Raw genomic sequence first — 24,979 nt, forward strand, 5'->3', positions numbered from 1 at the left:
CGGGAGATCAGTAGGGCAGCACGCGCTGGTACAGGGCCATCAGATCGCCGCCCCAGAGGAAGACGATCCAGCCGGCGGCGGCGAGGTAGGGGCCGAACGGAATCGGGATGCTGTGGTCGCGGCCCTTGGAAAACAGCCAGATCGAGCCGATGATCGCGCCGGCCAGGGACGCGACGAGCACGATGGGCAGCAGCGCCTTGTAGCCGGCCCAGGCGCCCAGCGCCGCAAGCAGCTTGAAGTCACCGTGGCCCATGCCGACCTTGCCGGTGAGCTGCTTGTAGACCCAGTAGACGGTCCACAGCGAGACATAGCCGAGTACCGCGCCGGCGATTGCCGCCTTCGCAGGCACGAACAGGTTGTCGACACTGGCGATCAACCCCAGCCAAAGCAGGACGAGGGTGATCTGGTCGGGCAACAGCTGCTTGCGCAGATCGATGCCTGCGCCCGCGACCAGGAAGCAGCTGAGCAGCGAGGCGCCGAAGCCCTGCCAGCCGAAACCGAAGCGCCACACGCAGGCGACGACCAGCAGCATCGTCAGCAGTTCGACGGCCGGGTACTGGAAGGAGATCGGCGTCCTGCACTTGCGACATTTGCCGCCCAACGCCAGCCAGCTGAAGACCGGGATGTTCTCGTACCACGACAGCTTGTGCTGGCAGTGCGGGCAATGCGATGGCTCGACCACGATCCCCGGCGGCGGCGGATCGTACATGTCGTTGGGCAGTTCCAGCTCGTCGCGCGCGTCGCGCTTCCATTCCCATTCCAGCTTGCGCGGCAGGCGCAGGATGACGACGTTGAGGAAACTGCCCACGAGGAGGCCGAGCCCGGCCGCGATCGGATAACCGAGGGCCGGGTTCTGGTCGAGGAATGCCATCGATGCGCGGATCCGGTCTCTGTCTCGATCAGCCGATGGTGGCGGCGAGCTTGAAGATCGGCAGGTACATGCCGACGACCATGCTGCCCACGAGCACGCCGATGATCACCATGATCAGTGGTTCCAGCAGGCTGGTCAGCGCGTCCACCGAGTTGTTCACTTCCTGCTCGTAGAACTCGGCCACCTTGAAGAGCATCGAGTCGAGCGCACCGGCCTCTTCGCCGATGGCGGCCATCTGGATGACCATGTGCGGGAACAGGTTGGCCTGCTTCATCGCCATGTTGACGGGGTAACCCACCGACACGTCGTCGCGGATGCGCCACACGGCCTTTTCGTAGACGGCATTGCCGGTCGCGCCTGCGACGCTTTCCAGCGCCTCGACCAGCGGCACGCCCGCACGGAACGTCACCGCCAGCGTGCGCGAGAAGCGCGCGATCGCCGAGTTGTGCATGATCAGGCCGATCACCGGGACCTTGAGGATCAGCTTGTCGAGCGTGTGCCGGAAGTTGGCCGAGCGCTTGTAGGCGAAGAAGAAGCTGATCAGCACGCCGCCGACGACGAACAGCATGAGCCACCACCAGGACACCAGAAACCTCGACGCCGCCACGATCATCTGCGTGAAGGCCGGAAGTTCGGCGCCGAAGTTCTTGAACACGTCCTCGAACTGCGGCACGACGTAGATCAGCATGACCGAGCTGACCAGGATCGCGACCACGATGGTCATCGCCGGGTAGAACAGCGCCTTCTTGATCTTGCCCTTGAGGGTCTCGAGGTTTTCCTTGTAGGTCGCGATCGTGTCGAGCACGGTTTCGAGCACGCCCGCGGATTCGCCCGCACGCACGAGGTTGCGATACAGCTCGTCGAAATAGATCGGATGCTTGCACATCGCTTCGTAGATCGAGGAGCCGCCTTCGATGTCCGTGCGCACGGACTCGACGAGGTTCTTCATGCGCACGTTCTTCTGGCCGTTGCCGATGATCTCCAGCGACTGCACCAGCGGCACGCCGGACTTCATCATCGTGGCGATCTGGCGGCTGAAGATGGCGATGTCGCGTGCGCTGATCTTCTTGCCTGCGGCACCGAACAGCGGCTTGGGCTTGGGCTTGACCACGGTCGGCGTGATGCCCAGCCTGCGCAGTTCGGCGCGCAGCATGTTGGTGTTCTTGGCCTGCTGCTCGCCCTTCATCTTCACGCCGCGCTTGTCGGTGCCCTCCCAGACATAGAGGGGCATCGTGTTGCCGGCGCGTTCGGCGGGGGCGTTCTTGGCGACGGTGCGGGAGGCGGCCATGGCTTATTCCTTGGTGACGCGGTTGATTTCGGCAAGACTGGTCAAGCCGTTGCGAGCCTTGAGCAATGCGGACTGGCGCAGGCTGTTGACGCCCGAGGCGCGTGCGGCTTCGGCGATCTGCATGGCGTTGCCGCCCTGCAGGATGATCGCCTGGATCTGTTCGGTCATCGGCATGACCTCGTAGATGCCGGTACGGCCCTTGTAGCCGCCCGTGCATTCGTTGCAGCCGACCGCTTCGTAGAGCGTGAAGCCGGCGCGCACGTCGTCCGGGGAGAATCCCTCGGCAAGCAGGGCGTGCTCGGGCAGGTGCTGTTCGCGCTTGCAGCTCGGGCACAGGCGGCGCGCGAGGCGCTGCGCGATCACCAGCGAGACCGAGGACGTGATGTTGAAGGGCGCGATGCCCATGTTCATCAGTCGGGAAATGGTCTGCGGCGCGTCGTTGGTGTGCAGGGTCGAGAGCACCATGTGGCCGGTCTGCGCGGCCTTGACCGCGATCTCGGCGGTTTCCAGGTCGCGGATTTCGCCGACCATGATCACGTCCGGATCCTGGCGGAGGAAGCTGCGCAGCGCGGCCGCGAAGGTCATGCCGCGCTTGGCGTTCTGCTGTACCTGGTTGATGCCGGGCAGTCGGATTTCGACCGGGTCCTCGACGGTGGAGACGTTGCGCTCCTCCTCGTTGAGGATACCCAGCGCGGTGTACAGCGACACCGTCTTGCCCGAGCCGGTTGGACCGGTGACCAGGACCATGCCGTAGGGCTTCTTGATCGCATCCAGGAACAGCGCCTGCTGTTCCGGTTCATAACCGAGCTTCTCGATGCCCAGCTTCGCCGCGCTGCCGTCGAGGATACGCAGCACGATCTTCTCGCCGAACAGGGTCGGCAGCGTGCTGACGCGGAAGTCGATCTGCTTGGTCTTGGACAGGTTGAGCTTGATGCGGCCGTCCTGCGGCACGCGCTTTTCGGCGATGTCGAGCTGCGACATCACCTTGAGGCGTGCGGCGATGCGCTGGCTCAGCTTGACCGGCGCCTTGGCGACCTGGCGCAGGATGCCGTCGATGCGCAGGCGGACGCGGTAATCGGTTTCGTAGGGTTCGAAGTGAATGTCGGATGCGCCGCGCTTGATCGCGTCGACCAGCACCTTGTTGACGAACTTCACCACCGGCGTGTCGTCGCCCTTGGCATCGACACCGCTGTCGCCGCCGGCATCGTCGTCGCCACTGGATACATCCAGGTTGTCGAGCCCTTCGGCATCGTCCATGTCGCCCATGGAGTCGTTGGCGCTGAGCCACGACTCCATCGTGCGTTTCAGCGTGTCCTCGTCGACGAGGATCGGTTCCACCGCGAGATTGGTGTGGAACTTGACTTCGTCGAGGGCTGCCGTGTTCGTAGGGTCTGCGACACCGACGAAGAGGCGCCCACCGCGCTTGAACAGCGGCAGCACATGGTGCTTCTGCAGCAATTCGTCCTTGACCAGGCGAATGGCGCTCTGGTTTGGATCCATCACGGCCGGGTCGAACAGCGGCATGCCGAACTCGATGGAGTTGGCGGCGGCGAGCTGTTGCGGAGTGACCAGCTTGTGTTCGCGGAGGTAAACCGCAATCGGCTTGCGCTCGCGGGTTGCGGTGTCGAGGGCTTCGCGTGCTGCCGCCTCTTCAAGGGCTCCGTCCAGCACCAGACGCCGGGCGATGCCGGTGATGCCGATCAGATTAGAAGTGTGCGCGACATTCACTTTTGACGACCCCTCGCCCGCTGATCCACGGTCGGATCATGCATTTACGACGATAACATCGAAAGGGCTGCAGGTGGAGGGTGGCGGCCGTCCCGGAATGACCATTCGAGACTTCGCGCACACCCTCGGCGTGAGGGCGCTCAGGGACCGGAGCAGCCGTTGGGTCGATAGAGCGACGCGACGGTGGAACTGCAGTTCCATTGGCCTTCGCTGGTGCGGGTCAGCACCAGGTTCTGGCCGGCCACGTTCGGATTGCCAGCCAGGACGCAGGTGATGGTCTGGCCGTTCGTGGCCGTCCAGCTGCCGCCGGGCGTGATGCTGCTGCAGCGTGCCGTGCTGGTGCTCAGGCCGATTTCGGTGGCGCTGGCCGGGCTGCCGGTCTTGTCGCCATTCTGGATGCCTTCCTCGAAGATCACGACGCCGCCGCGCAGGTCGGCCAGGCCGGCGGACATCTGCGATTTGGCGATGTAGATCTGATAGGCGGGCAGGGCGATGGACGCGAGGATGGCGATGATCGCAACCACGATCATCAATTCGATGAGGGTGAAGCCTTGCTGGCGCGGACGCGGACGGGACATGGCGATTCTCCGTGGGACAGGTCGCAGCAGAGCAGGAGGCCGGGGGAGGGGGGAAGGAAAAGGGGTGCCGAAGCACCCCTTTTCCGATTCACTGACAGTCGCGTCGTCGGCGATTACGGCGTGCAGCCGTTCGGACGGTGGCTGGTGTCGGCGATGTCGGTGGTGCAGGGCCACTGGCCGGTGGTGTTGCGGGTCAGGTTGATGACCTTGTTGACCACGTTCGGGTTGCCCTTGAGCTTGCACTGGATCTTCTGGCCGCTGGCCGCGTCCCAGTTGCCGGTGACGGTGAAGGTGCAGCGCGGGGTGCCAGCGGCATCCAGACCGATGTCGGCCGGGCCGGCGATGGCGCCGGTCTTCTCGCCGCCCTGGACGCCTTCTTCATAGGCGGTCACGCCGCCGCGGATGTCGGCCAGACCGGAGGTGGCCTGCGACTTGGCGACGTAGTTCTGGTAGGCGGGCAGCGCGATGGCGGCCAGGATGGCGATGATCGCGACGACGATCATCAGTTCGATCAGGGTGAAACCTTGCTGCTTCTTCATGAGGGAGTCCTCGATGTTGATTGGAGAAAAGGGGCCGAAGCCCCTTTTCCGGGCAGAAACCGCCAGTCGGGATTACGGCGTGCAGCCGTTCGGACGGTGGCTGGTGTCGGCGATGTCGGTGGTGCAGGGCCACTGGCCGGTGGTGTTGCGGGTCAGGTTGATGACCTTGTTGACCACGTTCGGGTTGCCCTTGAGCTTGCACTGGATCTTCTGGCCGCTGGCCGCGTCCCAGTTGCCGGTGACGGTGAAGGTGCAGCGCGGGGTGCCAGCGGCATCCAGACCGATGTCGGCCGGGCCGGCGATGGCGCCGGTCTTCTCGCCGCCCTGGACGCCTTCTTCATAGGCGGTCACGCCGCCGCGGATGTCGGCCAGACCGGAGGTGGCCTGCGACTTGGCGACGTAGTTCTGGTAGGCGGGCAGCGCGATGGCGGCCAGGATGGCGATGATCGCGACGACGATCATCAGTTCGATCAGGGTGAAACCTTGCTGCTTCTTCATGGGAGATCCCTCGGGAGTGTTGTGTTGCGAACCATTCACGTGCCCTTGGCCTGGCGGATCCGGGTCCTTGGGCGCTCGTGCTGCCGAGCACGCGCAGGCAAAGCATACGCACAAGCCATGCCAAATGATGTGACGCGACTCCCGTCCCGGAGCGCACTCGCGTATGAGAACCCCTTCACATTTCTCCACAGGGCAGAATCTGACAAAAAACGTCAGATTGCTGCCGGGTTGACCACAACAGTCATTCGCGTGCTCGCGATCACAATATTGGGCGCGTCTTGGGGCGCTGTCGATAGGTTGTGATGCTGTTCGCGCTTGTTGCGGTGCGGCATGAGGGCTGTCGCCGACGGGCGGTGATCGCTCCGACCTTTCGGCTATTCTTCACCTCGCATTCAATTAAATGAGTGGAGTCCGTACATGCCGATGCCTGCTGCCCGCCTGGAGCGGATGCTGCTTCTCCTGTTTGTCGCGTCCAGCTTCGCGGGCCTGGTGTACCAGGCGATCTGGTCGCATTACCTGGGCCTGGTGCTCGGGCATGCGGCGTATGCGCAGACCCTGGTGCTGGCGATCTTCATGGGCGGCATGGCCCTCGGGGCCTGGCTGGTCAGCGCCCGGGGTGGGCGCTGGGCGGGCCTGATCCGGGCCTACGCGATCGTCGAACTGGTGATCGGCGCCACGGCGCTGGTGTTCCATCCCATGTTCGTCGGCTACATGTCCCTGTCGCAGGAGACGGTGCTGCCGGCGCTCGAGGGCGAGTCCACCATCCGGCTGTGGCAGTGGGGCACGGCGGCACTGATGATCGCGCCCCAGAGCGTGATGCTGGGCATGACCTTCCCGCTGATGAGCGGCGGCTACCTGCGCGTGGCCCCGGGTCAGGATGGCCAGATTCTCGGCGGCCTGTACTTCACCAACAGCATCGGTGCGGCGGCGGGTGCGCTGGTCGCGACCTTCCTGCTGCTGCCGTGGATCGGCATGCCCGGCGCGATCATGGTCGCCGGTGTCATCAATGTCCTGGTGGGCCTGCTGGCGTGGCGGGTGTCGATCGGTGCCGAGGCCGCGGCGGCTCCGGCTGTCGAGGCGCCGTCGATCGTGGCGCCCGAAACCTCCGTCGAGCAGTCCGAGCGCAAGTCGCTCGGCCGGTTCTCGACGCTGCTGCTCTTCGGAGCGGGCATCACCGGCGCCAGTTCGTTCGTGTACGAGATCGGCTGGATCCGCATGCTCAACCAGGCGCTCGGCGCCACGGTGCATTCGTTCGAACTGATGCTCTCCGCCTTCATCCTCGGCCTGGCTTTCGGTGGCCTGTGGGTGCGCAAGCGCAGCGCGCGCATCGTCGACCCGGTCAATGCCGCGGGCTGGGCGCAGGTGCTGATGGGCCTGGCGGCGCTGGTGTCGCTGCCGCTGTTCGCCAACAGCTTCGCCTGGGTGGGCGCGCTGATGAAGGTGCTGCCCCGTACCGATACGGGGTACGACCTGTATGCGCTGGGCAGCGCGGCGATTTCCCTCGCCATCATGTTCCCCGCCGCGTTCTTCGCTGGCATGACGCTCCCCCTGTTCACGATGGCCCTGCTGCGGCGCGGCGCGGGCGAGCGCAGCATCGGTCGCATCTATGCGGCCAACACCCTCGGCGCGATCGCCGGCGTGATGCTCGCCGTGCATGTACTGATCCCGTTGATGGGCCTGCGCCTGGCGGTCACCCTCGCGGCGTTGGCCGACATCCTGCTCGGTCTGGTGCTGCTGCGTGGCTTCGTCGTCGAATACCGCCAGCGTCCGTATTTCGCCGCGCTGTTCGCGACGCTCGCCGTCTGTGCCGTGAGCCTGCTGTTCGGCGCGCCGGATCCCAAGGCGCAGGCCTCCGGTGTCTTCCGTTACGGCAACGAAAGGCTGGGCGATCTGGCGGACGTGCGGTTCCTGCGCGACGGCAAGACCGCAACGGTGTCGTTCTATACCCAGGGGGCGATGGGCACCATCGCCACCAACGGCAAGCCGGACGCGTCGATCAATCTCGCCGCGGGCGAGCCGATGGACGACGAGTACACGATGGTGATGGCGGCCAGCCTGCCGCTGGCGCTGCATCCCGATCCGGAGCGCATCGCCATCATCGGCTGGGGCTCCGGCCTGACCACGCACACCATCCTGGGCAGCAGCGCGCCGAAGCTGGTGGACACCATCGAGATCGAGCCGGCGATGGTCACCGGCGCGCGCCTCTACGGCGACAGCGTGAAGCGTGCGTACACCGATCCGCGCGGTCATCTGCGCGTCGACGACGCACGGACCTATTTCTCCGCCAGTGCGAAGGGCTACGACGTGATCGTGTCCGAGCCGTCGAATCCGTGGGTCAGCGGTGTCTCGAGCCTGTTCACGCGCGAGTTCTACCGCTTCCTCGGCAAGCATCTGGGCGATCGCGGCATCCTGGTGCAGTGGATCCAGACCTACGAGCTGAACGACAGGCTGTTCTACTCGATGGTCGCGGCGCTGATCGAGGAATACCCGTACGTGCATGCGTATCTCACGAATTCCGCCGACGTGATCTTCATCGCGTCCTATGCGCCGATCCGCGATTACGATGCCGCGCGCCTGCAGGAGATGCCGCTCGCCGCGGACCTCAAGCGCACCGGGCTCGCCACGGCGGGCGACCACCAGGTACGCCGATTCGCCGATCGCGCCGTGCTGAAGGGGTTGATCGAACTGTTCGATGCGCCGGTGCACACGGATTACCTGCCCAGTGTCGCGCTGCATGCGCCGCGCTCGCGTTTCAAGGGCGAATCCGTGCTGAGCGTGAGCACCCTGATGGGCGTGGGCATGCCGCTGCTGGAAATGACCGGCGGTCGACGCCCGGTGCCGGTGTCCGCGCAGGTCGCGGCGACGGACGCGAGTCCGGCGGCGAAGGACCACGTCAACGCGCGTCGCGTGCGCGAAGTGCTGCTCGGCACCGGTACCGGCAAGGGACTGGACGCCCCGATCGTCGAAAAGCTGAAGCTGCTGCGCGATCCCGCCACGCCGCTTCCTGCCTGGCTCGATGCGGCATCGGTCATCGCCGATTTCAGTCTGGGTTACCTCACGCCGGAAGACCTGCAGGGCGTCTGGATCGATCCCGTCTGGGTCGGCGATCGCGCCTCGGATCCCAGGGTCGCGGCCCTGCTGTCGGCGTACGCCGCAGCATCCCGTCGTGATGCTGCGGCGATGTCGACGACCGGCATCGCTGCCCTCAAGGTCCTGCCGCAGGGGCTGGCGCCGAACCTCCTGCGCGACCACCTGCTGGTCATCGCGATGCTGGGCGCTGTCGGCGAGGGCGATCTGGCACGCGTCCGCAAGCTGGAGGATGTGCATGGCGCATCCGTCAAGGTCAGCAACAACTTCTACGGTCTGGCGCGCGCGTATCTGTCCGCGTGGGCGGAAGCCAACGCCAAGACCGGTGCGACCGCCACGGCTGCCCGCTGAGTCGGTCGGCTGAGACTGCTGGCGCGGGCTGATCCGCGCCAGCGTCATTCCGGCTGTCAGCGCGGCATCCTCCCCGGCTGTGCGGAATCACCTCATCGCGTGGTTTGCGCGGACTCCGCGGCTTTCGCCTGCTTGCGCGCGTGGTGGGCGTCGAAGATCGGCCAGGGATCGATGCCGACGAAATCGACGATCGCACCGTTCCTGCTTTCGACCAGTACACCCGCGCTGCCGCGCGTCGACTTGAGCGGCAGCAGGGCCAGTGTGTCCGGATTGCCATGGCGCGACGCGATGCGCTCCAGGGTGGCGCGGCTGTCGGCCGAGGCCAGCGCCAGTGCGTCCTTGATGGAAATGGCCGCAGGCATCGGATCCTTGTTGGGGCCGGGGTAGGGGCGGTACTTCGAGGGCTGGAGCTGGATCTCCAGGCCCGTCATCGCTTCGATCATGGCTTCCATGCGCGCCTTGGGGTCTTCCGGCAGCGGCGCGGCCACCTGGAGCGGTCCGAGCCAGGGCGCCTGCCTGTATTCGGGGGCTGCCTTCGCGGCGCTGGCCGCATCGATTTCGTTGGCGAAGACCAGGTGGAAGCGGTCCGTCGTCGCCACGATGTAGGCCGGACGGGATTGCCAGACCGTATGCAGGCCGAAGGCCAGCGCCGCCACCTGGAGGATGGCGATGACCACGAGATCGAATTTCAGGCCCTTCTTGCCCGGGCGGTAGATGATCAGCGTCAGCAGGGGGCCCAGGACCAGGTCCACGCCCGCCAGCACGGCCAGCAGGGGGCCGGCCTTGGCCATCCCGAACAGGGCGGGCGGGTACCAGCGGAACAGGATGATGGTGAAGAGACTGGCGAGAACGGCGAAGCTGATCGCGAAGTGGAATCCGGAGGCTTTCCAGCGGGTCATGGCAGCGCTGCAGCGAAGTGGGGCTGCGCGTGATTATGCGCAGCCCCGGGCCGGCGGCAAGCCGGCAGGCGCCTGGTCCAATCCCGGATTACTCGATGCCCAGCTTCTTCAGCTTGTAGCGCAGGGCGCGGAAGGTGATGCCCAGCGCGGCGGCGGTCTTGGTCTTGTTGTAGCGGTGTTCCTGCAGCGCCTGCTGGATCGCGTTGCGCTCGATCTCCTCGATGAAGGAGGGCAGGGCGGCGGTGCCGGTGTCACGGGGCGGGACGCCCGGCGCGGCGGGTGCTGCCGGGAGCGGCGCGGACGCCGGTGACGGTGCGACGGGCGCGGGAGGCAGAGCGGTGGCTGCGACCTGAGGCACGGCGTGGGGCAGGCGCAGGTCCTGGGCGTCGATGGTGTCGCCGTCGGCCATGGCCAGGGCGCGTTCGAGGATGTTCTCCAACTCGCGCACGTTGCCCGGGAACGGATAGATCTCCAGCGCCGCCTGCGCTTCGCGCGACAGGGTGGGCGCGCGGCGTTTCATCGCGTAGGCGAGGCGCTTGAGGATCGCGTCCGACAGCAGCGGCAGGTCGCCGGTGCGTTCGCGCAGCGGCGGCACGTCCAGCTCGATGACGTTGATGCGGTAGAACAGGTCGTGGCGGAACTTGCCTTCCGCGACCAGCACATCGAGGTCCTTGTGCGTGGCGGACAGGATGCGCACGTCGACCGCGGCTTCGGTGTTCGCGCCGACCGGGCGCACCGTCTTTTCCTGGATCGCGCGCAGCAGCTTGACCTGCATCGCAAGCGGTAGCTCGGCCACCTCGTCGAGGAACAGCGTGCCGCCGTCGGCGACCTGGAACAGGCCGAGTTTGTCGGTGTGCGCGCCGGTGAAGCTGCCCTTCTTGTGGCCGAAGAACTCGCTTTCCATCAGCTCGGACGGGATCGCGCCGCAGTTGACCGGGATGAACGGCCCGGCCGCGCGCGAGCCCTGGGCGTGGATGGTGCGGGCGACGAGTTCCTTGCCGGTGCCGGACTCGCCGCTGATGTGCACGGGTGCCTGGCTGCGCGCGACCTTGGCGATGGTGTCGCGCAGGCCGACCATGGCGGGCGAGTCGCCCAGCAGCAGGGTCGTGCCTTCGGGGTTGGCCTGGCGGCGGGTGTTGAGATCGAGCGCCTGGCGGACCAGGCCGCGCAGGACCGTCAGGTCGACGGGCTTGGTGACGAAGTCGAAGGCGCCGCTCTTGAGCGCTTCGACGGCGGCCTCGACATTCCCGTAGGCGGTGATCACCGCGACCGGGGTGGTCGGGAACCGGGTCGCGATCTCCGAGACCAGGTCCAGGCCGGAGCCGTCGGGCAGGCGCATGTCGGTCAGACACAGGTCGTAGGCGACCGTGCTCAGCATTTCCCTTGCCACGGCGAGATTCGGGGCGGTGTCGGTCCGCAGTCCCATGCGGCCCAGCGTCACCACCAGAAGCTCGCGGATGTCGTGTTCATCGTCGACGATCAGCGCGCTGCGTTGTTCAGACATGGTGCCCTCCTGCGTCAATTTTAGCCCATTTGCGGCAGGGGCGACAGCCGCCCCTCCTCGATCCGCGTGCGATGGGCATCAGGCGGGCAACAGGGAGTGCTGGCCGGGCATCGTGATCCGGAAGCAGCAGCCGCCACCGGGCAGCGGCACGTAGTCCAGCGAGGCGCCGTTGGCGCGGCACAGCTCCCGGGCGATGTACAGACCGAGGCCGGTGCCGTGCTCGGACGTGGTGAAGAACGGCCGGAACAGCTGCGGCACCACCGACTCCGGGATGCCCGGGCCGCGGTCGATCACGTCGATGACCGGCGTCTCGTCGAGGCGGTAGGCGTGCAGGGTGATGCGCGCCGGCTGCCCCGGCATGTGCCCGTGACGACGGGCATTCTGCACCATTGCGGTCAGCACCTGGTGCAGGTGGCGCGAATCGACAAGGGCGGACACCAGCGGCTGGCTCACGGCCAGCGAGATGTTGTCGGTCTCGTCCGGCACGCTCTGCCTGAACTCCTCGATGAAATTGCGCAGGAACGCCACCAGTTCGATGTGCTCGGCGGTGGCGCGCTCGCGGCGTGCGAGGCCGAGCACGCTTTCGACGATGGTGTTGGTGCGCATGCACTGCTGCAGGATGATCTGCACCATGCGCCGGTCGACGTCGGGCAGCTCCCTGGACTCTTCCAGCAGCTGCGCGGCATAGCTGATCGCCGCCAGCGGGTTGCGGATCTCGTGGGCGAGGCTGGCGGAGAAGCGGCCCATCGCGGCCAGAGTGAGCGATTCGGCGCGGCGCGACACCAGCGAGGTGTCGTCGAGGAAGATCAGGGTGTTGTCGCTGTTGGCCAGCAGACGCGCGAAGCGCGGGACGACCTCGAACTGGTCGCTGCCCAGGCGCAGGGGCGTGTCGTTCGCAAGGCCGTTGCGCAGCCATTCGCTGAGGCGCAGCGCCAGTTCCGGCGCGGCTTCGGCGAGATTGCGGGTGCCGGCCGCACCTTCGCCGAGCAGGAGCATCGCCGCTTCGTTCGCCAGGCTGATCTGCGCTTCGCGATCGACCAGCAGCACGCCGGTGCGCATGCGGCGGATGATCAGCTCGTTGACTTCGGCAAGGCGGACGGCATCGGCGCCGCGCTGTTCGGCCAGGGCCTCGGTCGCGCGCATCTGGTTGCGCAGCTGGTGGGTCAGCGCGGCGATCGCCAGATAGCTGACGGTGAACATCATCAGCTCCGCGAACGGGCGCGGCGTCTGCTGTTCGACCAGCAGCGTCCACAGGAACGCTGCGGACAGCCCGGCGCCGGCCAGCACCGCGATGCCCAGCGCCGCGCGCAGCGACAGCAGCAGGGATGAGGCACCGACATGGAACAGCAGCATGAGCGCGACGCCGGCGGTGGCCGATGGCGCCGCGTGGGCCACCAGCGAGGCGACGAGCACGTCGATGCAGATGCCGATGATCGTGGGAGGGGTCAGGTTGCGTGCGCGCCGGGCCATCACGAACAGGGCCATCGAGGCGACGAGGTAGAAGATCGAGACGATGGCCAGCTGGGTCTCGTGCCCCGGCTTGGGGGCCAGGGCGGCGACAGGACCGAAGGTCAGCGTGACCAGGACGCCGGCCTGGAGGACCCGATAGAGCGAGAACAGGGACAGCTCCCTGTGCTGGTAATCGGGTGTGGCCGGGCGTGGCTGGGGGCTGCGGCTCAAATGGCGGATCCGGGGCGGCGTCGGGCCAGTATAGGCGGGCGGCCCGTGCTTCGTGCGAGGCCTCGCGGGGGCTCCGACCAAGGTCCGGGGTAGCCCCGGGCCGATCCATGGGCGACAATGTCGGTCTGTCCGCGGCGATCCGGGTCTTTCCGGCGGCGCGGCTCCCTGCGCCTGGTGCAGCACGTCCGGGTGCGGCACGTCTTCATCCCGTATGGAACCCACATGAATTTCCACGAATACCAGGCGAAGCAGTTGTTTGCCGACTACGGCATTGCGGTACCGGCCGGGCGCGTCGCACGCACCCCCGAAGAGGCGGTCGATGCCGCCAAGGCCATCGGCGGCGACTTCTGGGTGGTCAAGGCCCAGATCCACGCGGGCGGCCGCGGCAAGGCCGGCGGCGTCAAGCTCGCCAAGACCTACGACGAAGTGCGCGACTACGCCAAGGGCATGCTCGGCACGAAGATGGCCACCTACCAGACCGCCGGCGTCGAACTGCCGGTCGACACCGTGCTGGTCACCCAGGCCACGGACATCGCCAAGGAACTCTACCTGTCGGTGCTCGTCGACCGCAGCAGCAAGTCCATCACCTTCATCGCCTCGGCCGAAGGCGGCATGGACATCGAGCAGGTCGCGCACGAGAAGCCCGAAGCCATCCACGCGCTGCACGTGAACTACGTGCAGGGCCTGCAGCCCTACCAGTGCCGCGACCTCGGTTTCGCGATGGGCCTGGATGCGAAGCAGGTCGGCCAGCTGAGCAAGATCATGCTGGGCCTGTACAAGCTGTTCAACGAGAAGGACCTGGCGCTGGTCGAACTGAACCCGCTGGCGATCCTCACCGACGGCAACCTCGCCGTCCTCGACGGCAAGATCAACTCCGACGACAACGCGACCTTCCGTCATCCGGAACTGGCCGCGATGCGCGACATCCGCCAGGAAGACGAGACCGAGGTCAAGGCCAGCCAGCACGACCTCAACTACGTCACGATGGACGGCAACATCGGCTGCATGGTTAACGGCGCCGGCCTCGCGATGGCGACGATGGACGTGATCTCGCTCAACGGCGGTTCGCCGGCGAACTTCCTCGACGTCGGCGGCGGCGCCACCAAGGAGCGCGTGACCGAGGCCTTCAAGCTCATCCTGTCGAGCGACAAGGTCAAGGCGATCTTCGTGAACATCTTCGGCGGCATCGTCCGCTGCGACATGATCGCCGAGGGCATCATCGCCGCGGTGAAGGAAGTCGACGTGAAGGTGCCGGTGATCGTGCGCCTCGAAGGCACGAACGTCGAAGCCGGCAAGGAACTCCTGAAGAATTCCGGCCTGGCCATCACCCCCGCCGACGACATCAACGACGGCGCCAAGAAGGCCGTCGCGGCCGTCGCTGCCTGATCCAGGACGAGAGGAAATAACGTGAGCGTTTTGGTCAACAAGAACACCAAGGTCATCGTCCAGGGCTTCACCGGCCAGCAGGGCACCTTCCACGCGCAGCAGATGCTCGACTACGGCACGCAGGTCGTGGGCGGCGTCACCCCGGGCAAGGGCGGCACGCAGCACATCGGCCTGCCGGTCTTCAACACCGTCGCCGAAGCCGTGAAGACCACCGGCGCCGACGCCTCGGTCATCTACGTCCCGCCGCCGTTCGCGGCCGACGCGATCCTCGAAGCGGCCGACGCCGGCATCAAGGTCATCGTCTGCATCACCGAAGGCATCCCGGTGCTCGACATGCTCCGCGTGAAGAACACGCTCAAGGGCTACCCGGACGTCGTGCTGATCGGCCCGAACTGCCCCGGCGTGATCACCCCGGGCGAGTGCAAGATCGGCATCATGCCGGGCCACATCCACATGCCGGGCAAGATCGGCATCGTGTCGCGCTCGGGCACGCTGACCTATGAAGCCGTGAAGCAGACCACCGACGCCGGCCTCGGCCAGTCGACCTGCATCGGCATCGGCGGCGACCCGATCAACGGCACCAACTTCATCGACGCGCTGAAGCTGTTCCAGGACGATCCGCAGACCGAGGGCATCATCATGGTCGGCGAAATCGGCGGTTCGGCCGAAGAGGAAGCGGCGGAGTTCATCGCCAAGCACGTGACCAAGCCGGTGGTCGGCTTCATCGCCGGCGCCTCGGCCCCGGCCGGCAAGCGCATGGGCCACGCCGGTGCGATCGCTTCGGGCGGCCAGGGCACGGCCGAAGGCAAGTTCGCCGCGATGGAGAAGGCCGGTGTCACCACCGTGCGTTCGCCGGGCGACCTCGGCGCCGCGATCGCCAAGCGCCTGGCCAAGTAAGTCCGCGCCAGACGCGCTGTTCGCGCAGTACCACGAAGGCCGCCTCCGGGCGGCCTTTGTTTTGGCCGCGTTTCATGGATGCCACGACATTTTGTGTTGACCCCTGCCGGCGAGCCCATTATGTTGTGCGCGTCGAAGGTGTCGGCTCCGCCCGGAGTCGACTGAAATGGGAATCCGGCAAGAGCCGGATGGGCCTGGAGGCCTGTCCAATCGAATCCGGAGCTGCCCCGCAGCGGTAGTTGGGAACGACCCGCGTCAATGGCACTGGCTTCGCCCGCAACGGGCCGGCCGGGAAGCGACGCGCAGTAGGAGCGGCCTCGGCCGCGTGCCCATGAGCCCGAAGACCTGCCTCGACCTTCGCCATCCGGCGAAGTCTGGCCAACCGTCTCCGCGGGGAGCGCAGGTCGAGGCAGCACGAGGACGGCCCGTCGGGCCGCCGTGTCGTCGTCGATCCTCCACATCCGCGTCGACGCAGGCTCGCCCGAGGGGGCGAGGGCCGGTGCCGTCGCGGTGTCCCGTCGTCCGGTCGCGTGCCGGGCCGGTGCGCGTGTCGGCCCGCTTTCGCTTTCTCTCCATTTCCCATCGGAGAGACCATGACCACCGACACCACGCGCCACGCCGCCGACGCCCCGCCCGTCGCCCGGCGCATCGCGCCCGCCGCCACGCAGGCCGACTTCGCCCTTACCCCGCCGCATGCGGCGACCAGCATGACGATCACCAAGCGCGACGGTCGCCGCGAGCCGGTCGACGTCGGCAAGATCGTGCGCGCCGTGCAGCGCTGCTGCGAGGGCCTGGACGACATCGATCCGATGCGCGTCGCGCTGAAGACCATCGCCGGCATCTACGACGGTGCGACCACGCGCGAACTCGACGAGCTGTCGATCCGCACCGCCGCCGCGTTCACGGCCGACGAGCCGCAGTACGCGCGCCTCGCCGCACGCCTGCTGTCGGGCTACATCGACAAGGAAGTCGCGGGACAGGGCGTGCATTCGTTCTCGCAGTCGATCGCGCTGGGCGCGGAACTGGGACTGATCAACGACCGCGTGCGCCAGTCGGTCGAAACCCATGCGCGCAAGTTCAACGACGCCATCGACATCGCGCAGACCCGCCGCTTCGAGTACTTCGGCCTGCGCACCCTGTACGACCGCTACCTGCTCAAGCATCCGCAGCGGCGCACGGTCATCGAGACGCCGCAGCACTTCTTCATGCGCATCGCGGTGGCGCTGACCGAAACCCCGGGCGAGGCGCTGGAACTGTACCGGCTGATGTCGTCGCTGGACTACATCCCCAGCTCGCCGACGTTGTTCAACTCGGGCACCCGCCACGAGCAGCTGTCTTCGTGCTTCCTGCTGGACTCGCCGCAGGATTCACTGGCCGACATCTACGCGCGCTACGGCGACGTGGCGCAGCTGTCGAAGTTCTCCGGCGGCATCGGCCAGTCGTACTCGCGGATCCGCTCGCGCGGCGCGCTGATCCGCAGCACGAACGGCCGCAGCAACGGCATCGTGCCCTGGCTGAAGACGCTGGACGCCTCGGTCGCGGCGGTGAACCAGGGCGGCAAGCGCAAGGGCGCGGCCTGCATCTATCTCGAAACCTGGCATGCCGACATCGAGGAATTCCTCGAATTGCGCGACAACACCGGCGACGAGATGCGTCGCACGCACAACCTCAACCTCGCCAACTGGGTGCCGGACCTGTTCATGCGCCGCGTGGAGAGCGACGGCGACTGGTCGCTGTTCGATCCGAACACCGTGCCCGAGTTCGTCGACCTCTGGGGCGAGGCCTTCGAGCAGGCCTACGTGCAGGCGGAACAGCAGGGCATCGCCGCACGCACGGTCAAGGCGCGGGACCTGTACGCGCGGATGATGAAAGTCCTCGGCGAGACCGGCAACGGCTGGATGACCTTCAAGGATGCGTCGAACCGCACCTGCAACCAGGTCGGCCCGGGCCGTACCGTGCATCTGTCGAACCTGTGCACCGAGATCATCGAAGTGACCTCGGCCGACGAAACCGCCGTCTGCAACCTTGGCTCGGTCAACCTCGCCCAGCACCTGGTCGAGGACGAGCGCGGTGCCTGGCACTTCGACTTCGACAAGCTCGCCGAGACCGTGCGCGTCGCCGTGCGTCAGCTCGATCGCGTGATCGACCTGAATTTCTATCCGATCGAATCGACGCGCCGCTCCAACCTGCGTTGGCGTCCGGTCGGGCTGGGCGTGATGGGCCTGCAGGATGTGTTCTTCCGCATGCGCCTGCCCTTCGATTCGGCCGAGGCGCTGTCGCTGTCGACGCGCATCGCCGAACGCATCTACCTGCATGCGCTGGAGACCTCGTGCGACCTGGCCGAGCGCCACGGCGCGCATCCGGCCTACCGGGATACCCGTGCCGCGCTCGGTGCGCTGCAGTTCGATCTGTGGGGCGTGACCCCGTCGGAACCCGCTGCATGGGCCGCGCTGAAGTCGCGCATCGCCGAACATGGCCTGCGCAATTCGCTGCTGATCGCGATCGCGCCGACCGCGACCATTGCCTCGATCGCCGGCTGCTACGAGTGCATCGAACCGCAGGTGAGCAACCTGTTCAAGCGCGAGACGCTGTCGGGCGATTTCCTGCAGATCAACCGCTACCTCGTCTGGGAGCTCAAGCGCCTCGGCCTGTGGACGGATGCGACGCGCGATGCCATCAAGCTCGCCGAAGGTTCGGTGCAGGGCATCGACGGCATTCCCGATCTGCTGAAGCAGGTGTACCGCACGGCGTGGGAACTGCCGCAGAAGGCGCTGATCGATCTCGCCGCTGCGCGCGGACCGTACCTCGACCAGTCGCAGTCGCTGAACCTGTTCATGGAAAGCCCGAACATCGGCCGGCTGTCGTCGATGTACATGTATGCCTGGAAATCCGGGCTGAAGACGACCTATTACCTGCGCTCGCGACCGGCCACGCGCATCGCCAAGGCGACAGTGGCAGCGCAGCCGGCGTACACGCCGCAGGAAGCGCTGGCCTGCTCGCTGGAGAATCCGGAAGCCTGCGAGGCCTGCCAGTAGGCGAGCCCGAACCCGCCGCGCTGTAGAGCGGAGCTTGCTCCGCTCATGTTTCGCGGAAAAGCGAGCGGAGCAAGCTCCGCCCATGTTTTGCAGGAAAAGCGAGCGGAGCAAGCTCCGCTCTACGAAAGCCCACATCCCAATCCTTCCCCGCGTGGCGGGGGAGGGGAGAACACCATGACCACGCAACACCTGCTCGATCCCGGCTTCGCGCTCACCCTGCGGCCGATGCGCTACCCGACCTTCTACGAGATGTACCGCGATGCGATTCGTAACACCTGGACGGTGGAGGAGATCGATTTCGGCATCGACCTCAACGATCTGCAGCACAAACTGTCGCCATCCGATCGTCACCTGATCGAGCGTCTCGTCGCGTTCTTCGCCACCGGCGACAGCATCGTCGCCAACAACCTCGTGCTGAATCTCTACAGACACATCAATGCGCCGGAGGCGCGGATGTACCTGTCGCGCCAGCTCTACGAGGAAGCGCTGCACGTACAGTTCTACCTGACGCTGCTCGATGCCTACATCCCGGATCCGCAGCGGCGCAACGAAGCCTTCGCTGCCATCGAGAACATTCCCTCGATCCGTGCCAAGGCCGACTTCTGTTTCCGCTGGATGGATTCGGTGCAGTCGCTGGAGCGACTGGACACGCGTGAACAGCGCCGGCAGTTCCTGCTCAACCTGATCTGCTTCGCCTGCTGCATCGAAGGCCTGTTCTTCTTCGCCGCCTTCGCCTATGTCTGGTTCCTGCGCTCGCGCGGCCTCCTGCCGGGCCTCGCTGCCGGCACCAACTGGGTGTTCCGCGACGAGTCGGGGCACATGGCCTTCGCCTTCGAGGTGATCCGCACCGCGCGCCAGGAGGATCCCGGGTTGTTCGATGCCGGGATGGAGCGCGACGTGCGCCGGATGCTGCACGAAGCGATCGAGGTGGAAGCCGCGTTCGCCGACGACGTGCTGTCGGGCGGGGTGAACGGCCTGTCGCCGGGCGAGATGCGCCAGTACCTGTGCTATGTCGCCGACCAGCGCCTCGCCGCGCTCGGCCTCGGGCCGGAGTTCGGCGCGAAGAATCCGTTTCCCTTCCTCGATCTGCAGGACGTGCAGGAACTGACCAACTTCTTCGAGCGTCGCGTCTCGGCCTACCAGGTCGGCATCAGCGGTGCCGTAGCGTTCGACGATGCGTTCTGAGCCCGTGGAAGCACCCCGTGAGGCTCGATTCTGGGAAATCGTGTTCCCCGACCACACCAACCACCTCGGCACCCTGTTCGGCGGCCAGGCCTTGGCGTGGATGGACAAGGCCGCGTTCGTCGCGGCGACCAGGTTTGCCCGCCGGACCGTGGTCACCGCGCGCTCCGAACAGGTCGACTTCCATGTGCCAGTGCGCCAGGGGCAACTGCTCGAACTCATCGCCCGCGTGACCGAGGTGGGACGCAGCTCGATGCAGATCGATGTCGAGCTGCACACCGAGGACGCGTTCGCCGGTACCCGGCGGCTGTGCACCCGGGGGCGATTCACCATGATCGCGCTGGATGAGGCGGGCAGGCCGGCAGCGGTCGGCGGGTGAGTCGGGCAGCGGTACACTGTGCGCCATCGCACAGTGGAGCCGCGCATGACCCTCCGGATCGCCCTCGCCCAATTCGATTTTCCCGTCGGTGCGGTGCGCGCCAATGCCGAGCGGATCGCGATGATGATCACCGAGGCCCGCGACGAGTACGGCGCGGACATCGTGCTCTTCCCGGAGCTGGCGCTGTGCGGCTATCCGCCGGAGGACCTGCTGATCCGCCCCGGTTTCCTGCGCGACTGCGCGCAGGCCATCGAGACGGTGGCGAAGGCGGCGACCGGCGGCATCACGGCCGTGGTCGGCTGGCCCGAGGCCGCCGGCAGCGTGGTCTACAACGCCGCCAGCGTGCTGCGCGACGGCCGCGTCGAATGCACCTATCGCAAGCGCGAACTGCCGAACTACGCGGTGTTCGACGAACGCCGCTACTTCGATGTCGATCCCGACCGCGAGGACTGCGTGTTCGAGGTCAAGGGCGTGCCGGTCGGGCTGATCATCTGCGAAGACCTGTGGTTCGCCGAGCCCATCGCCAGCACCGTGCGCAAGGGCGCCGAACTGGTGCTGGTGCCGAACGCCTCGCCGTTCGAGCGCGACAAGCACGCCCAGCGCGATGCCCTGCTCGCGCAGCGCACGCAGGAGACCGGTGCGGCGATCGCCTACCTCAACGTGGTCGGCGGGCAGGACGCGCTGGTGTTCGATGGCGCTTCGGTCGTCGCCAACGGCGATGGCAACGTGCATCCCGCCGCAGCCGCGTTCACCGACCAGTGGCTGGTGGTCGATTACGACCGCGAGGCGCGCAGTTTCCTGCCGGTGCAGTGGATCGACGACGGCGACGAGAGCCGCGATGCCCTGGCCTGGCGCGCGATCGTGCGCGGCATCCAGGACTACTGCCGCAAGAACGGATTCACGAAGACCTGGCTGGGCCTGTCCGGCGGCATCGATTCGTCGATGGTCCTCGCCTTGGCGGTGGATGCGCTCGGCGCGGACAACGTCACCGCCGTGCGCCTGCCGTCGCGTTACACCGCCGGACTGTCCAACGATCTGGCCGACGAGCAGTGCCGCGCGCTGGGCGTGAAGATGCTGACCGTGCCGATCGAGAAACCGTTCCAGGGCTATCTCGATTCGCTGGCGCAGGCGTTCGATGGGCAGGCGGTCGACGTGACCGAGGAAAACCTGCAGTCGCGCACGCGCGGCGCGATCCTGATGGCGCTGGCGAACAAGTTCGGCGGCCTGCTGCTGACCACCGGCAACAAGAGCGAGTACGCGGTCGGCTACGCGACGATCTACGGCGACATGTGCGGCGGCTACGCGCCGATCAAGGACCTGTACAAGACCGAAGTGTTTTCTCTGTCGAAATGGCGCAACACCGTCGGCGGCGCACCGGTCATTCCTCCGGCGGTGATTTCGCGTCCGCCGACCGCCGAACTGCGCGAGAACCAGAGGGACGAGGATTCGCTGCCGCCCTACGACGTGCTCGACGCGATCCTGCAGCGCCACATCGACCAGGAACAGTCGCGCGACGAGATCGTCCGTGCCGGCTTCGATAGCGCCACGGTCGACCGCGTGCTGAAACTGGTGCGCATTTCCGAGTGGAAGCGCCACCAGGCCGCGCCAGGACCGAAGGTGTCGCGCCGAGCGTTCGGCCGCGAGCGGCGCTATCCGATCACCAACGGCTACATCGCGTAACCGCCGCACGCCCGTGCGCTGGCATACCGCCGATTTCGATGCGCTCTCCTGGCAGGGCGTGCATGCGCACGGGTTCCGCATGTTCGACAACGGCGACGGCACCGCCGAGCTGCAGCTGGATCTGGACTTCATCGTGGCGCACCCGGATCGGGCCGGCGGTCCGTATCGCGTTGCCCAGGCGATGCTGCAGTTCCACGAGGTGTTCGGCCTGCGTTTCGCGCTGGATTACGTCGCCTGCAGTGCTGGCATGAGCGCGTTCGCCATCGGTGGCATCACCCGTGTTTCGTTGCGTACCGAAGACGATACGCATGAAAACGATGAGCGCGAAGACATGGGCCCGTGGCGCTGGCGCATCGATGTAGGCTGGCCCGAGGGCTTTCTGGAATTCGAATCGACCGGTTTCAGCCAGTGGCTGGTCGGCGAGCTCGTCGAGCAGGAGGCGCAGTGCCTGGCCGCCGCCGACCGGCTGTGACGCCCGCAGTCATTGCGATGGCATGAAAAAAGCCGCCGGTGGGAGCCGGCGGCTTTTCTGTGGATCGACCCGGCCGCAGTCGCGGCCTCAGTCGTCCTTGTCCTTGCGGTCGCGGTCGATCGCCGACTTCTCGCTGGCGAACGGATTGAGCTTGCGGAAGTTCGACGGATGGTCCGGCCACTTGCCGTCGTCGGCCAGCCACGGGTGCTGCGGTGCGCGCTGGCGCAGCTGTTCGCGCGCGCTGTTCGCCAGGGCGGTGTTGCCCAGCGCGGTGTAGGCCACGCCCTTCACCGCGATGCCGTCGGCATCGTAGGCGCTCTGCGGATAGGTGTCGGCCATGTACTCGGCGCGCTCGACGGCGGCGACCCATGCACCCCGGCGGAGGTAGTAGAGCGCGGTTTCGATCTCGTGGCGGGCGAACAGGTCGCTGAGCTCGCCCATGCGCTTGGTGGCGTCGGCGGCGTAGCGGGAGTTCGGATAGCGTTCGACCACCAGCTTGAAGTCGTTGTAGGCCTGCTGCGGCGTGGCCAGGTCGCGACGGCTGGCGTCGAGCTTCCACACCCGCTGCAGGAACACGGTGTCGCGACTGGAGTTGACCAGGCCGCGCAGGTAGTAGAGGTACGCGGCGTTGCGGTGCGTCGGATAGGTGCGCAGGAAGCGATCGATCGTGGAGATCGCGTCCTCGTTGCTGCCCATCTTGTACTGCGCGTAGGCGGTTTCGATCAGCGCCTGCTCGGTGTACGCGCCGTAGGGATACTGCGCGACCAGACGCTTGAAGGTGCGCACTGCGGCATCGTAGTTGCGGTTGGAGACGGAGCGCTGCGCCTTGTTGTACAGCTCGGTGACCGGCAGGCCCTCGTTTTCCTTCTCGTCCTTGAACGCGCCCTTGAGCTTGGCGCAACCGGAGGTGCCCACGGCGAGGGCGAGGACCAGCAGCAGGGACGGACGCAGGAGGGCGGACAGGGACAGGCGGAGGTGGGGCATGCGGGCTGCTGCTGGACGGGTGAGCGGGCGATAATACCAGCCCCGGCGGGTGCGACCCGTTAACCCGGCCCAACCGGCCGCCCGGGCCCCGTCCCGACCGCCGCGCGCTGCCCGCGGCGTCCGCCCCGCCGTTCGACCGCCGCTCGCCTGGAGTTCCGATGACCACCTCCCCCCTTGCCGCTGCCATCCCGGAGTCCACGCCGCGCACGGCTGTCGTGCCCGATGCCGCGTCCGGCCGACGCTTCGATGCCGTCCTGGCCGAACTGTTCCCGGAATACTCGCGGTCGCGGCTGGCGGAGTGGATCAAGTCCGGCGACGCCCGGCTCGACGGCCGCGAGGCCCGGCCACGCGACCCGGTGCGCGGCGGCGAGACCGTCACCCTGACCGTGGTCCTGGAGATCCAGACCCATTCCGAGCCCGAGGACATCGCGCTGGACATCCTCCACGAGGACGCCGACGTCTTCGTGCTGAACAAGCCGGCCGGCCTGGTAGTCCATCCCGGCGCCGGCAACCCGGCCGGCACCCTGGTCAACGCGCTGCTGCACCGCGACCCGGCCTTGGCCACGCTGCCGCGTGCCGGCATCGTCCACCGTCTCGACAAGGACACCTCCGGGGTCATGGTCGTCGCCCGCACCCTGCCGGCGCACACCGCGCTGGTCGAGCAACTCTCGGCGCGCGAGGTCCACCGCCAGTACCTGGCCGTGGTGCTGGGCGCGCTGGTCTCCGGCGGCACGGTCAACGCGCCGATCGATCGCCACCCCCGTGACCGCCTGCGCCAGGCGGTGCGCGAGGACGGCCGCGAGGCGATCACGCACTACCGCCTGCGCGAACGCTTCCGCGCCCACACCCTGCTGGAATGCCGGCTGGAGACCGGGCGCACGCACCAGATCCGCGTGCACATGGCGCACATCAAGCATCCGATCATCGGCGACCCGCTGTACGGCGGGCCGCTGAAGCTGCCCAAGGGCGCGACCACCGAACTGGTCGAAACCCTGCGCGGCTTCAAGCGCCAGGCCCTGCATGCCGAGACGCTGGAATTCGCCCACCCGGTCAGCGGCGAGCCGATCCGCTGCTCCGCGCCGATGCCGGCCGACATGCAGGCCCTGGTCGCGACCCTGCGCCAGGACACCGCCGAAGCCGAGGAGCGCGCGCGGTGAGCGAGGCGCTGCGGCCGGGTCCGTTCCTCCACGCCGACTGGCCGGCGCCGCCCGGCATCCACGCCTTCACCACGCTGCGTCACGGCGCGGGTGCTTCGCAGGCGCCGTTCCACACCTTCAACCTCGGCAACCGCTACGCCGCCGAGGGCGACGCGCCGGCGGTGGTCGAGCGCAACCGCGCCGAACTGGTGCGGATCGCGGGCCTGCCGGCCGAGCCGCACTGGCTGCGCCAGGTGCACGGCATCGACGTGGTCCGCGTCGACGGCCCGGGGCAGGGCGCCGAACCCGCCGCCGATGCCTCGGTCACCTCGACGCCCGGCACCGTGCTCGCCATCCTCACCGCCGACTGTCTGCCGGTGGTCTTCGCTGCCGACGATGGCAGCGAGGTCGCGGCTGCGCACGCCGGCTGGCCGGGCCTGTCCGCCGGCATGCTCGAAGCCACGGTCGCAGCGATGCGCACGCCGCCGGATCGGCTGGTCGCCTGGATCGGCCCCGCCGCCGGGCCGGAGCGCTACGAGATCGGCGCCGAGGTCCGCGACCGCTTCCTCGCCTGGGATGCCTGCGTCGACACCGCTTTCGTGCCGACCCGTCCGGGTCACTGGCGCGTGGACCTGTTCGCCATCGCGCGCATGCGCCTCGCTCGTGCCGGCGTGGCGCGGGTGTACGGCGGCGACGTATGCACGCTGTCAGATCCGCAGCGATTCTTCTCGCATCGTCGCGACGCCCGCACCGGGCGGATGGTGACGCTGGTCTGGATCGATCCGTCCCCCGCCTCGTGAGGACA

20 protein-coding genes and 1 riboswitch are annotated in these 24,979 nt (G+C 67.2%); of the genes, 10 read left to right on the forward strand and 10 right to left on the reverse strand.

The window, feature by feature from the left end:
* Positions 1-7: 7 nt before the first annotated feature.
* From ACFQ0E_RS09080 to ACFQ0E_RS09105, 6 genes are all read right to left on the reverse strand, one after another.
* Positions 8-871 carry a prepilin peptidase gene (locus ACFQ0E_RS09080; RefSeq protein ID WP_386823335.1) on the reverse strand — a complete coding sequence of 288 codons (864 nt, stop codon included), beginning with the start codon at positions 869-871 and terminating at the stop codon, positions 8-10.
* A 28-nt stretch (positions 872-899) separates the two neighbouring features.
* Positions 900-2,159, reverse strand: a complete 1,260-nt coding sequence (locus ACFQ0E_RS09085) for a type II secretion system F family protein (protein ID WP_386823336.1) — start codon at positions 2,157-2,159, stop codon at positions 900-902.
* Positions 2,160-2,162: 3 nt separating this feature from the next.
* Positions 2,163-3,887 carry a type IV-A pilus assembly ATPase PilB gene (gene pilB / locus ACFQ0E_RS09090; RefSeq protein WP_386823337.1) on the reverse strand — a complete coding sequence of 575 codons (1,725 nt, stop codon included), beginning with the start codon at positions 3,885-3,887 and terminating at the stop codon, positions 2,163-2,165.
* A gap of 140 nt (positions 3,888-4,027) precedes the next feature.
* Positions 4,028-4,465, reverse strand: a complete 438-nt coding sequence (locus tag ACFQ0E_RS09095; RefSeq protein WP_386823338.1) for a pilin — start codon at positions 4,463-4,465, stop codon at positions 4,028-4,030.
* A gap of 113 nt (positions 4,466-4,578) precedes the next feature.
* A complete protein-coding gene (locus ACFQ0E_RS09100; RefSeq protein ID WP_386823339.1) occupies positions 4,579-5,004 on the reverse strand; it encodes a pilin in 426 nt (141 codons plus the stop codon).
* A gap of 72 nt (positions 5,005-5,076) precedes the next feature.
* On the reverse strand, positions 5,077-5,502 hold the full coding sequence (locus tag ACFQ0E_RS09105) for a pilin (protein ID WP_386823339.1): 426 nt from the start codon (positions 5,500-5,502) through the stop codon (positions 5,077-5,079).
* Positions 5,503-5,919: 417 nt separating this feature from the next.
* On the opposite strand from ACFQ0E_RS09105, the gene ACFQ0E_RS09110 reads away from it, so the two are divergent.
* A complete protein-coding gene (locus ACFQ0E_RS09110) occupies positions 5,920-8,940 on the forward strand; it encodes a fused MFS/spermidine synthase (RefSeq protein ID WP_386823340.1) in 3,021 nt (1,006 codons plus the stop codon).
* Positions 8,941-9,032: 92 nt separating this feature from the next.
* Here ACFQ0E_RS09110 and tfpZ read toward each other — a convergent pair whose 3' ends face one another.
* The 3 genes from tfpZ to ACFQ0E_RS09125 all read right to left on the reverse strand — a co-directional run bounded on the left by tfpZ (position 9,033) and on the right by ACFQ0E_RS09125 (position 13,023).
* Positions 9,033-9,839, reverse strand: coding sequence for a TfpX/TfpZ family type IV pilin accessory protein (gene tfpZ / locus ACFQ0E_RS09115; protein WP_386823341.1), 807 nt, complete (start codon positions 9,837-9,839; stop codon positions 9,033-9,035).
* Between the two features lie 88 nt (positions 9,840-9,927).
* Positions 9,928-11,343, reverse strand: coding sequence for a sigma-54-dependent transcriptional regulator (locus tag ACFQ0E_RS09120; protein WP_386823342.1), 1,416 nt, complete (start codon positions 11,341-11,343; stop codon positions 9,928-9,930).
* A 78-nt stretch (positions 11,344-11,421) separates the two neighbouring features.
* Positions 11,422-13,023: a sensor histidine kinase gene (locus ACFQ0E_RS09125; RefSeq protein ID WP_386823343.1), complete on the reverse strand. Its 1,602-nt coding sequence runs from the start codon at positions 13,021-13,023 to the stop codon at positions 11,422-11,424.
* Positions 13,024-13,245: 222 nt separating this feature from the next.
* Between ACFQ0E_RS09125 and sucC the strand changes: the two genes are divergently transcribed.
* The 7 genes from sucC (at position 13,246) to ACFQ0E_RS09160 (ending at position 22,054) form a co-directional block, all read left to right on the forward strand.
* On the forward strand, positions 13,246-14,409 hold the full coding sequence (gene sucC, locus ACFQ0E_RS09130; protein ID WP_386823344.1) for an ADP-forming succinate--CoA ligase subunit beta: 1,164 nt from the start codon (positions 13,246-13,248) through the stop codon (positions 14,407-14,409).
* A gap of 21 nt (positions 14,410-14,430) precedes the next feature.
* Positions 14,431-15,306, forward strand: coding sequence for a succinate--CoA ligase subunit alpha (sucD, locus tag ACFQ0E_RS09135; RefSeq protein WP_386823345.1), 876 nt, complete (start codon positions 14,431-14,433; stop codon positions 15,304-15,306).
* A gap of 118 nt (positions 15,307-15,424) precedes the next feature.
* Positions 15,425-15,673: riboswitch (cobalamin riboswitch) on the forward strand.
* 340 nt (positions 15,674-16,013) lie between these two features.
* A complete protein-coding gene (locus ACFQ0E_RS09140; protein ID WP_386824093.1) occupies positions 16,014-18,341 on the forward strand; it encodes a ribonucleoside-diphosphate reductase subunit alpha in 2,328 nt (775 codons plus the stop codon).
* A gap of 174 nt (positions 18,342-18,515) precedes the next feature.
* The gene (locus tag ACFQ0E_RS09145; protein ID WP_386823346.1) at positions 18,516-19,526 is read left to right on the forward strand and encodes a ribonucleotide-diphosphate reductase subunit beta; all 1,011 of its coding nucleotides are present in this window, start codon (positions 18,516-18,518) and stop codon (positions 19,524-19,526) included.
* Positions 19,516-19,902, forward strand: a complete 387-nt coding sequence (locus ACFQ0E_RS09150) for an acyl-CoA thioesterase (RefSeq protein WP_386823347.1) — start codon at positions 19,516-19,518, stop codon at positions 19,900-19,902. The genes ACFQ0E_RS09145 and ACFQ0E_RS09150 overlap by 11 nt, the downstream gene beginning before the upstream one ends.
* A gap of 45 nt (positions 19,903-19,947) precedes the next feature.
* Complete coding sequence (locus tag ACFQ0E_RS09155) at positions 19,948-21,582, forward strand: NAD+ synthase (RefSeq protein ID WP_386823348.1); 1,635 nt, start codon at positions 19,948-19,950, stop codon at positions 21,580-21,582.
* 79 nt (positions 21,583-21,661) lie between these two features.
* Positions 21,662-22,054: a hypothetical protein gene (locus tag ACFQ0E_RS09160; RefSeq protein WP_386823349.1), complete on the forward strand. Its 393-nt coding sequence runs from the start codon at positions 21,662-21,664 to the stop codon at positions 22,052-22,054.
* Positions 22,055-22,141: 87 nt separating this feature from the next.
* Here the strand turns inward: ACFQ0E_RS09160 and ACFQ0E_RS09165 are convergent, their stop codons facing one another.
* Positions 22,142-23,038, reverse strand: a complete 897-nt coding sequence (locus ACFQ0E_RS09165) for an outer membrane protein assembly factor BamD (protein WP_386823350.1) — start codon at positions 23,036-23,038, stop codon at positions 22,142-22,144.
* A 158-nt stretch (positions 23,039-23,196) separates the two neighbouring features.
* Between ACFQ0E_RS09165 and rluD the strand changes: the two genes are divergently transcribed.
* Together rluD and pgeF are read left to right on the forward strand one after the other, a co-directional pair.
* Positions 23,197-24,195, forward strand: a complete 999-nt coding sequence (rluD, locus tag ACFQ0E_RS09170) for a 23S rRNA pseudouridine(1911/1915/1917) synthase RluD (RefSeq protein WP_386823351.1) — start codon at positions 23,197-23,199, stop codon at positions 24,193-24,195.
* Positions 24,192-24,974: a peptidoglycan editing factor PgeF gene (pgeF, locus tag ACFQ0E_RS09175; protein ID WP_386823352.1), complete on the forward strand. Its 783-nt coding sequence runs from the start codon at positions 24,192-24,194 to the stop codon at positions 24,972-24,974. The genes rluD and pgeF overlap by 4 nt, the downstream gene beginning before the upstream one ends.
* Positions 24,975-24,979 lie beyond the last annotated feature (5 nt).

This window comes from Lysobacter brunescens (assembly GCF_042677005.1).
GTDB classification, from domain to species: domain Bacteria; phylum Pseudomonadota; class Gammaproteobacteria; order Xanthomonadales; family Xanthomonadaceae; genus Lysobacter_I; species Lysobacter_I brunescens.

Coding starts and splice junctions, on each gene's coding strand:
- ACFQ0E_RS09080 (WP_386823335.1), bottom strand. CDS start 871: ATGGCATTCCTCGACCAGAACCCGGCCCTCGGTTATCCGATCGCGGCC.
- ACFQ0E_RS09085 (WP_386823336.1), bottom strand. CDS start 2,159: ATGGCCGCCTCCCGCACCGTCGCCAAGAACGCCCCCGCCGAACGCGCC.
- ACFQ0E_RS09095 (WP_386823338.1), bottom strand. CDS start 4,465: ATGTCCCGTCCGCGTCCGCGCCAGCAAGGCTTCACCCTCATCGAATTG.
- ACFQ0E_RS09100 (WP_386823339.1), bottom strand. CDS start 5,004: ATGAAGAAGCAGCAAGGTTTCACCCTGATCGAACTGATGATCGTCGTC.
- ACFQ0E_RS09105 (WP_386823339.1), bottom strand. CDS start 5,502: ATGAAGAAGCAGCAAGGTTTCACCCTGATCGAACTGATGATCGTCGTC.
- ACFQ0E_RS09110 (WP_386823340.1), top strand. CDS start 5,920: ATGCCGATGCCTGCTGCCCGCCTGGAGCGGATGCTGCTTCTCCTGTTT.
- tfpZ (WP_386823341.1), bottom strand. CDS start 9,839: ATGACCCGCTGGAAAGCCTCCGGATTCCACTTCGCGATCAGCTTCGCC.
- ACFQ0E_RS09120 (WP_386823342.1), bottom strand. CDS start 11,343: ATGTCTGAACAACGCAGCGCGCTGATCGTCGACGATGAACACGACATC.
- sucC (WP_386823344.1), top strand. CDS start 13,246: ATGAATTTCCACGAATACCAGGCGAAGCAGTTGTTTGCCGACTACGGC.
- ACFQ0E_RS09140 (WP_386824093.1), top strand. CDS start 16,014: ATGACGATCACCAAGCGCGACGGTCGCCGCGAGCCGGTCGACGTCGGC.
- ACFQ0E_RS09145 (WP_386823346.1), top strand. CDS start 18,516: ATGACCACGCAACACCTGCTCGATCCCGGCTTCGCGCTCACCCTGCGG.
- ACFQ0E_RS09150 (WP_386823347.1), top strand. CDS start 19,516: ATGCGTTCTGAGCCCGTGGAAGCACCCCGTGAGGCTCGATTCTGGGAA.
- ACFQ0E_RS09155 (WP_386823348.1), top strand. CDS start 19,948: ATGACCCTCCGGATCGCCCTCGCCCAATTCGATTTTCCCGTCGGTGCG.
- ACFQ0E_RS09160 (WP_386823349.1), top strand. CDS start 21,662: ATGTTCGACAACGGCGACGGCACCGCCGAGCTGCAGCTGGATCTGGAC.
- ACFQ0E_RS09165 (WP_386823350.1), bottom strand. CDS start 23,038: ATGCCCCACCTCCGCCTGTCCCTGTCCGCCCTCCTGCGTCCGTCCCTG.
- rluD (WP_386823351.1), top strand. CDS start 23,197: ATGACCACCTCCCCCCTTGCCGCTGCCATCCCGGAGTCCACGCCGCGC.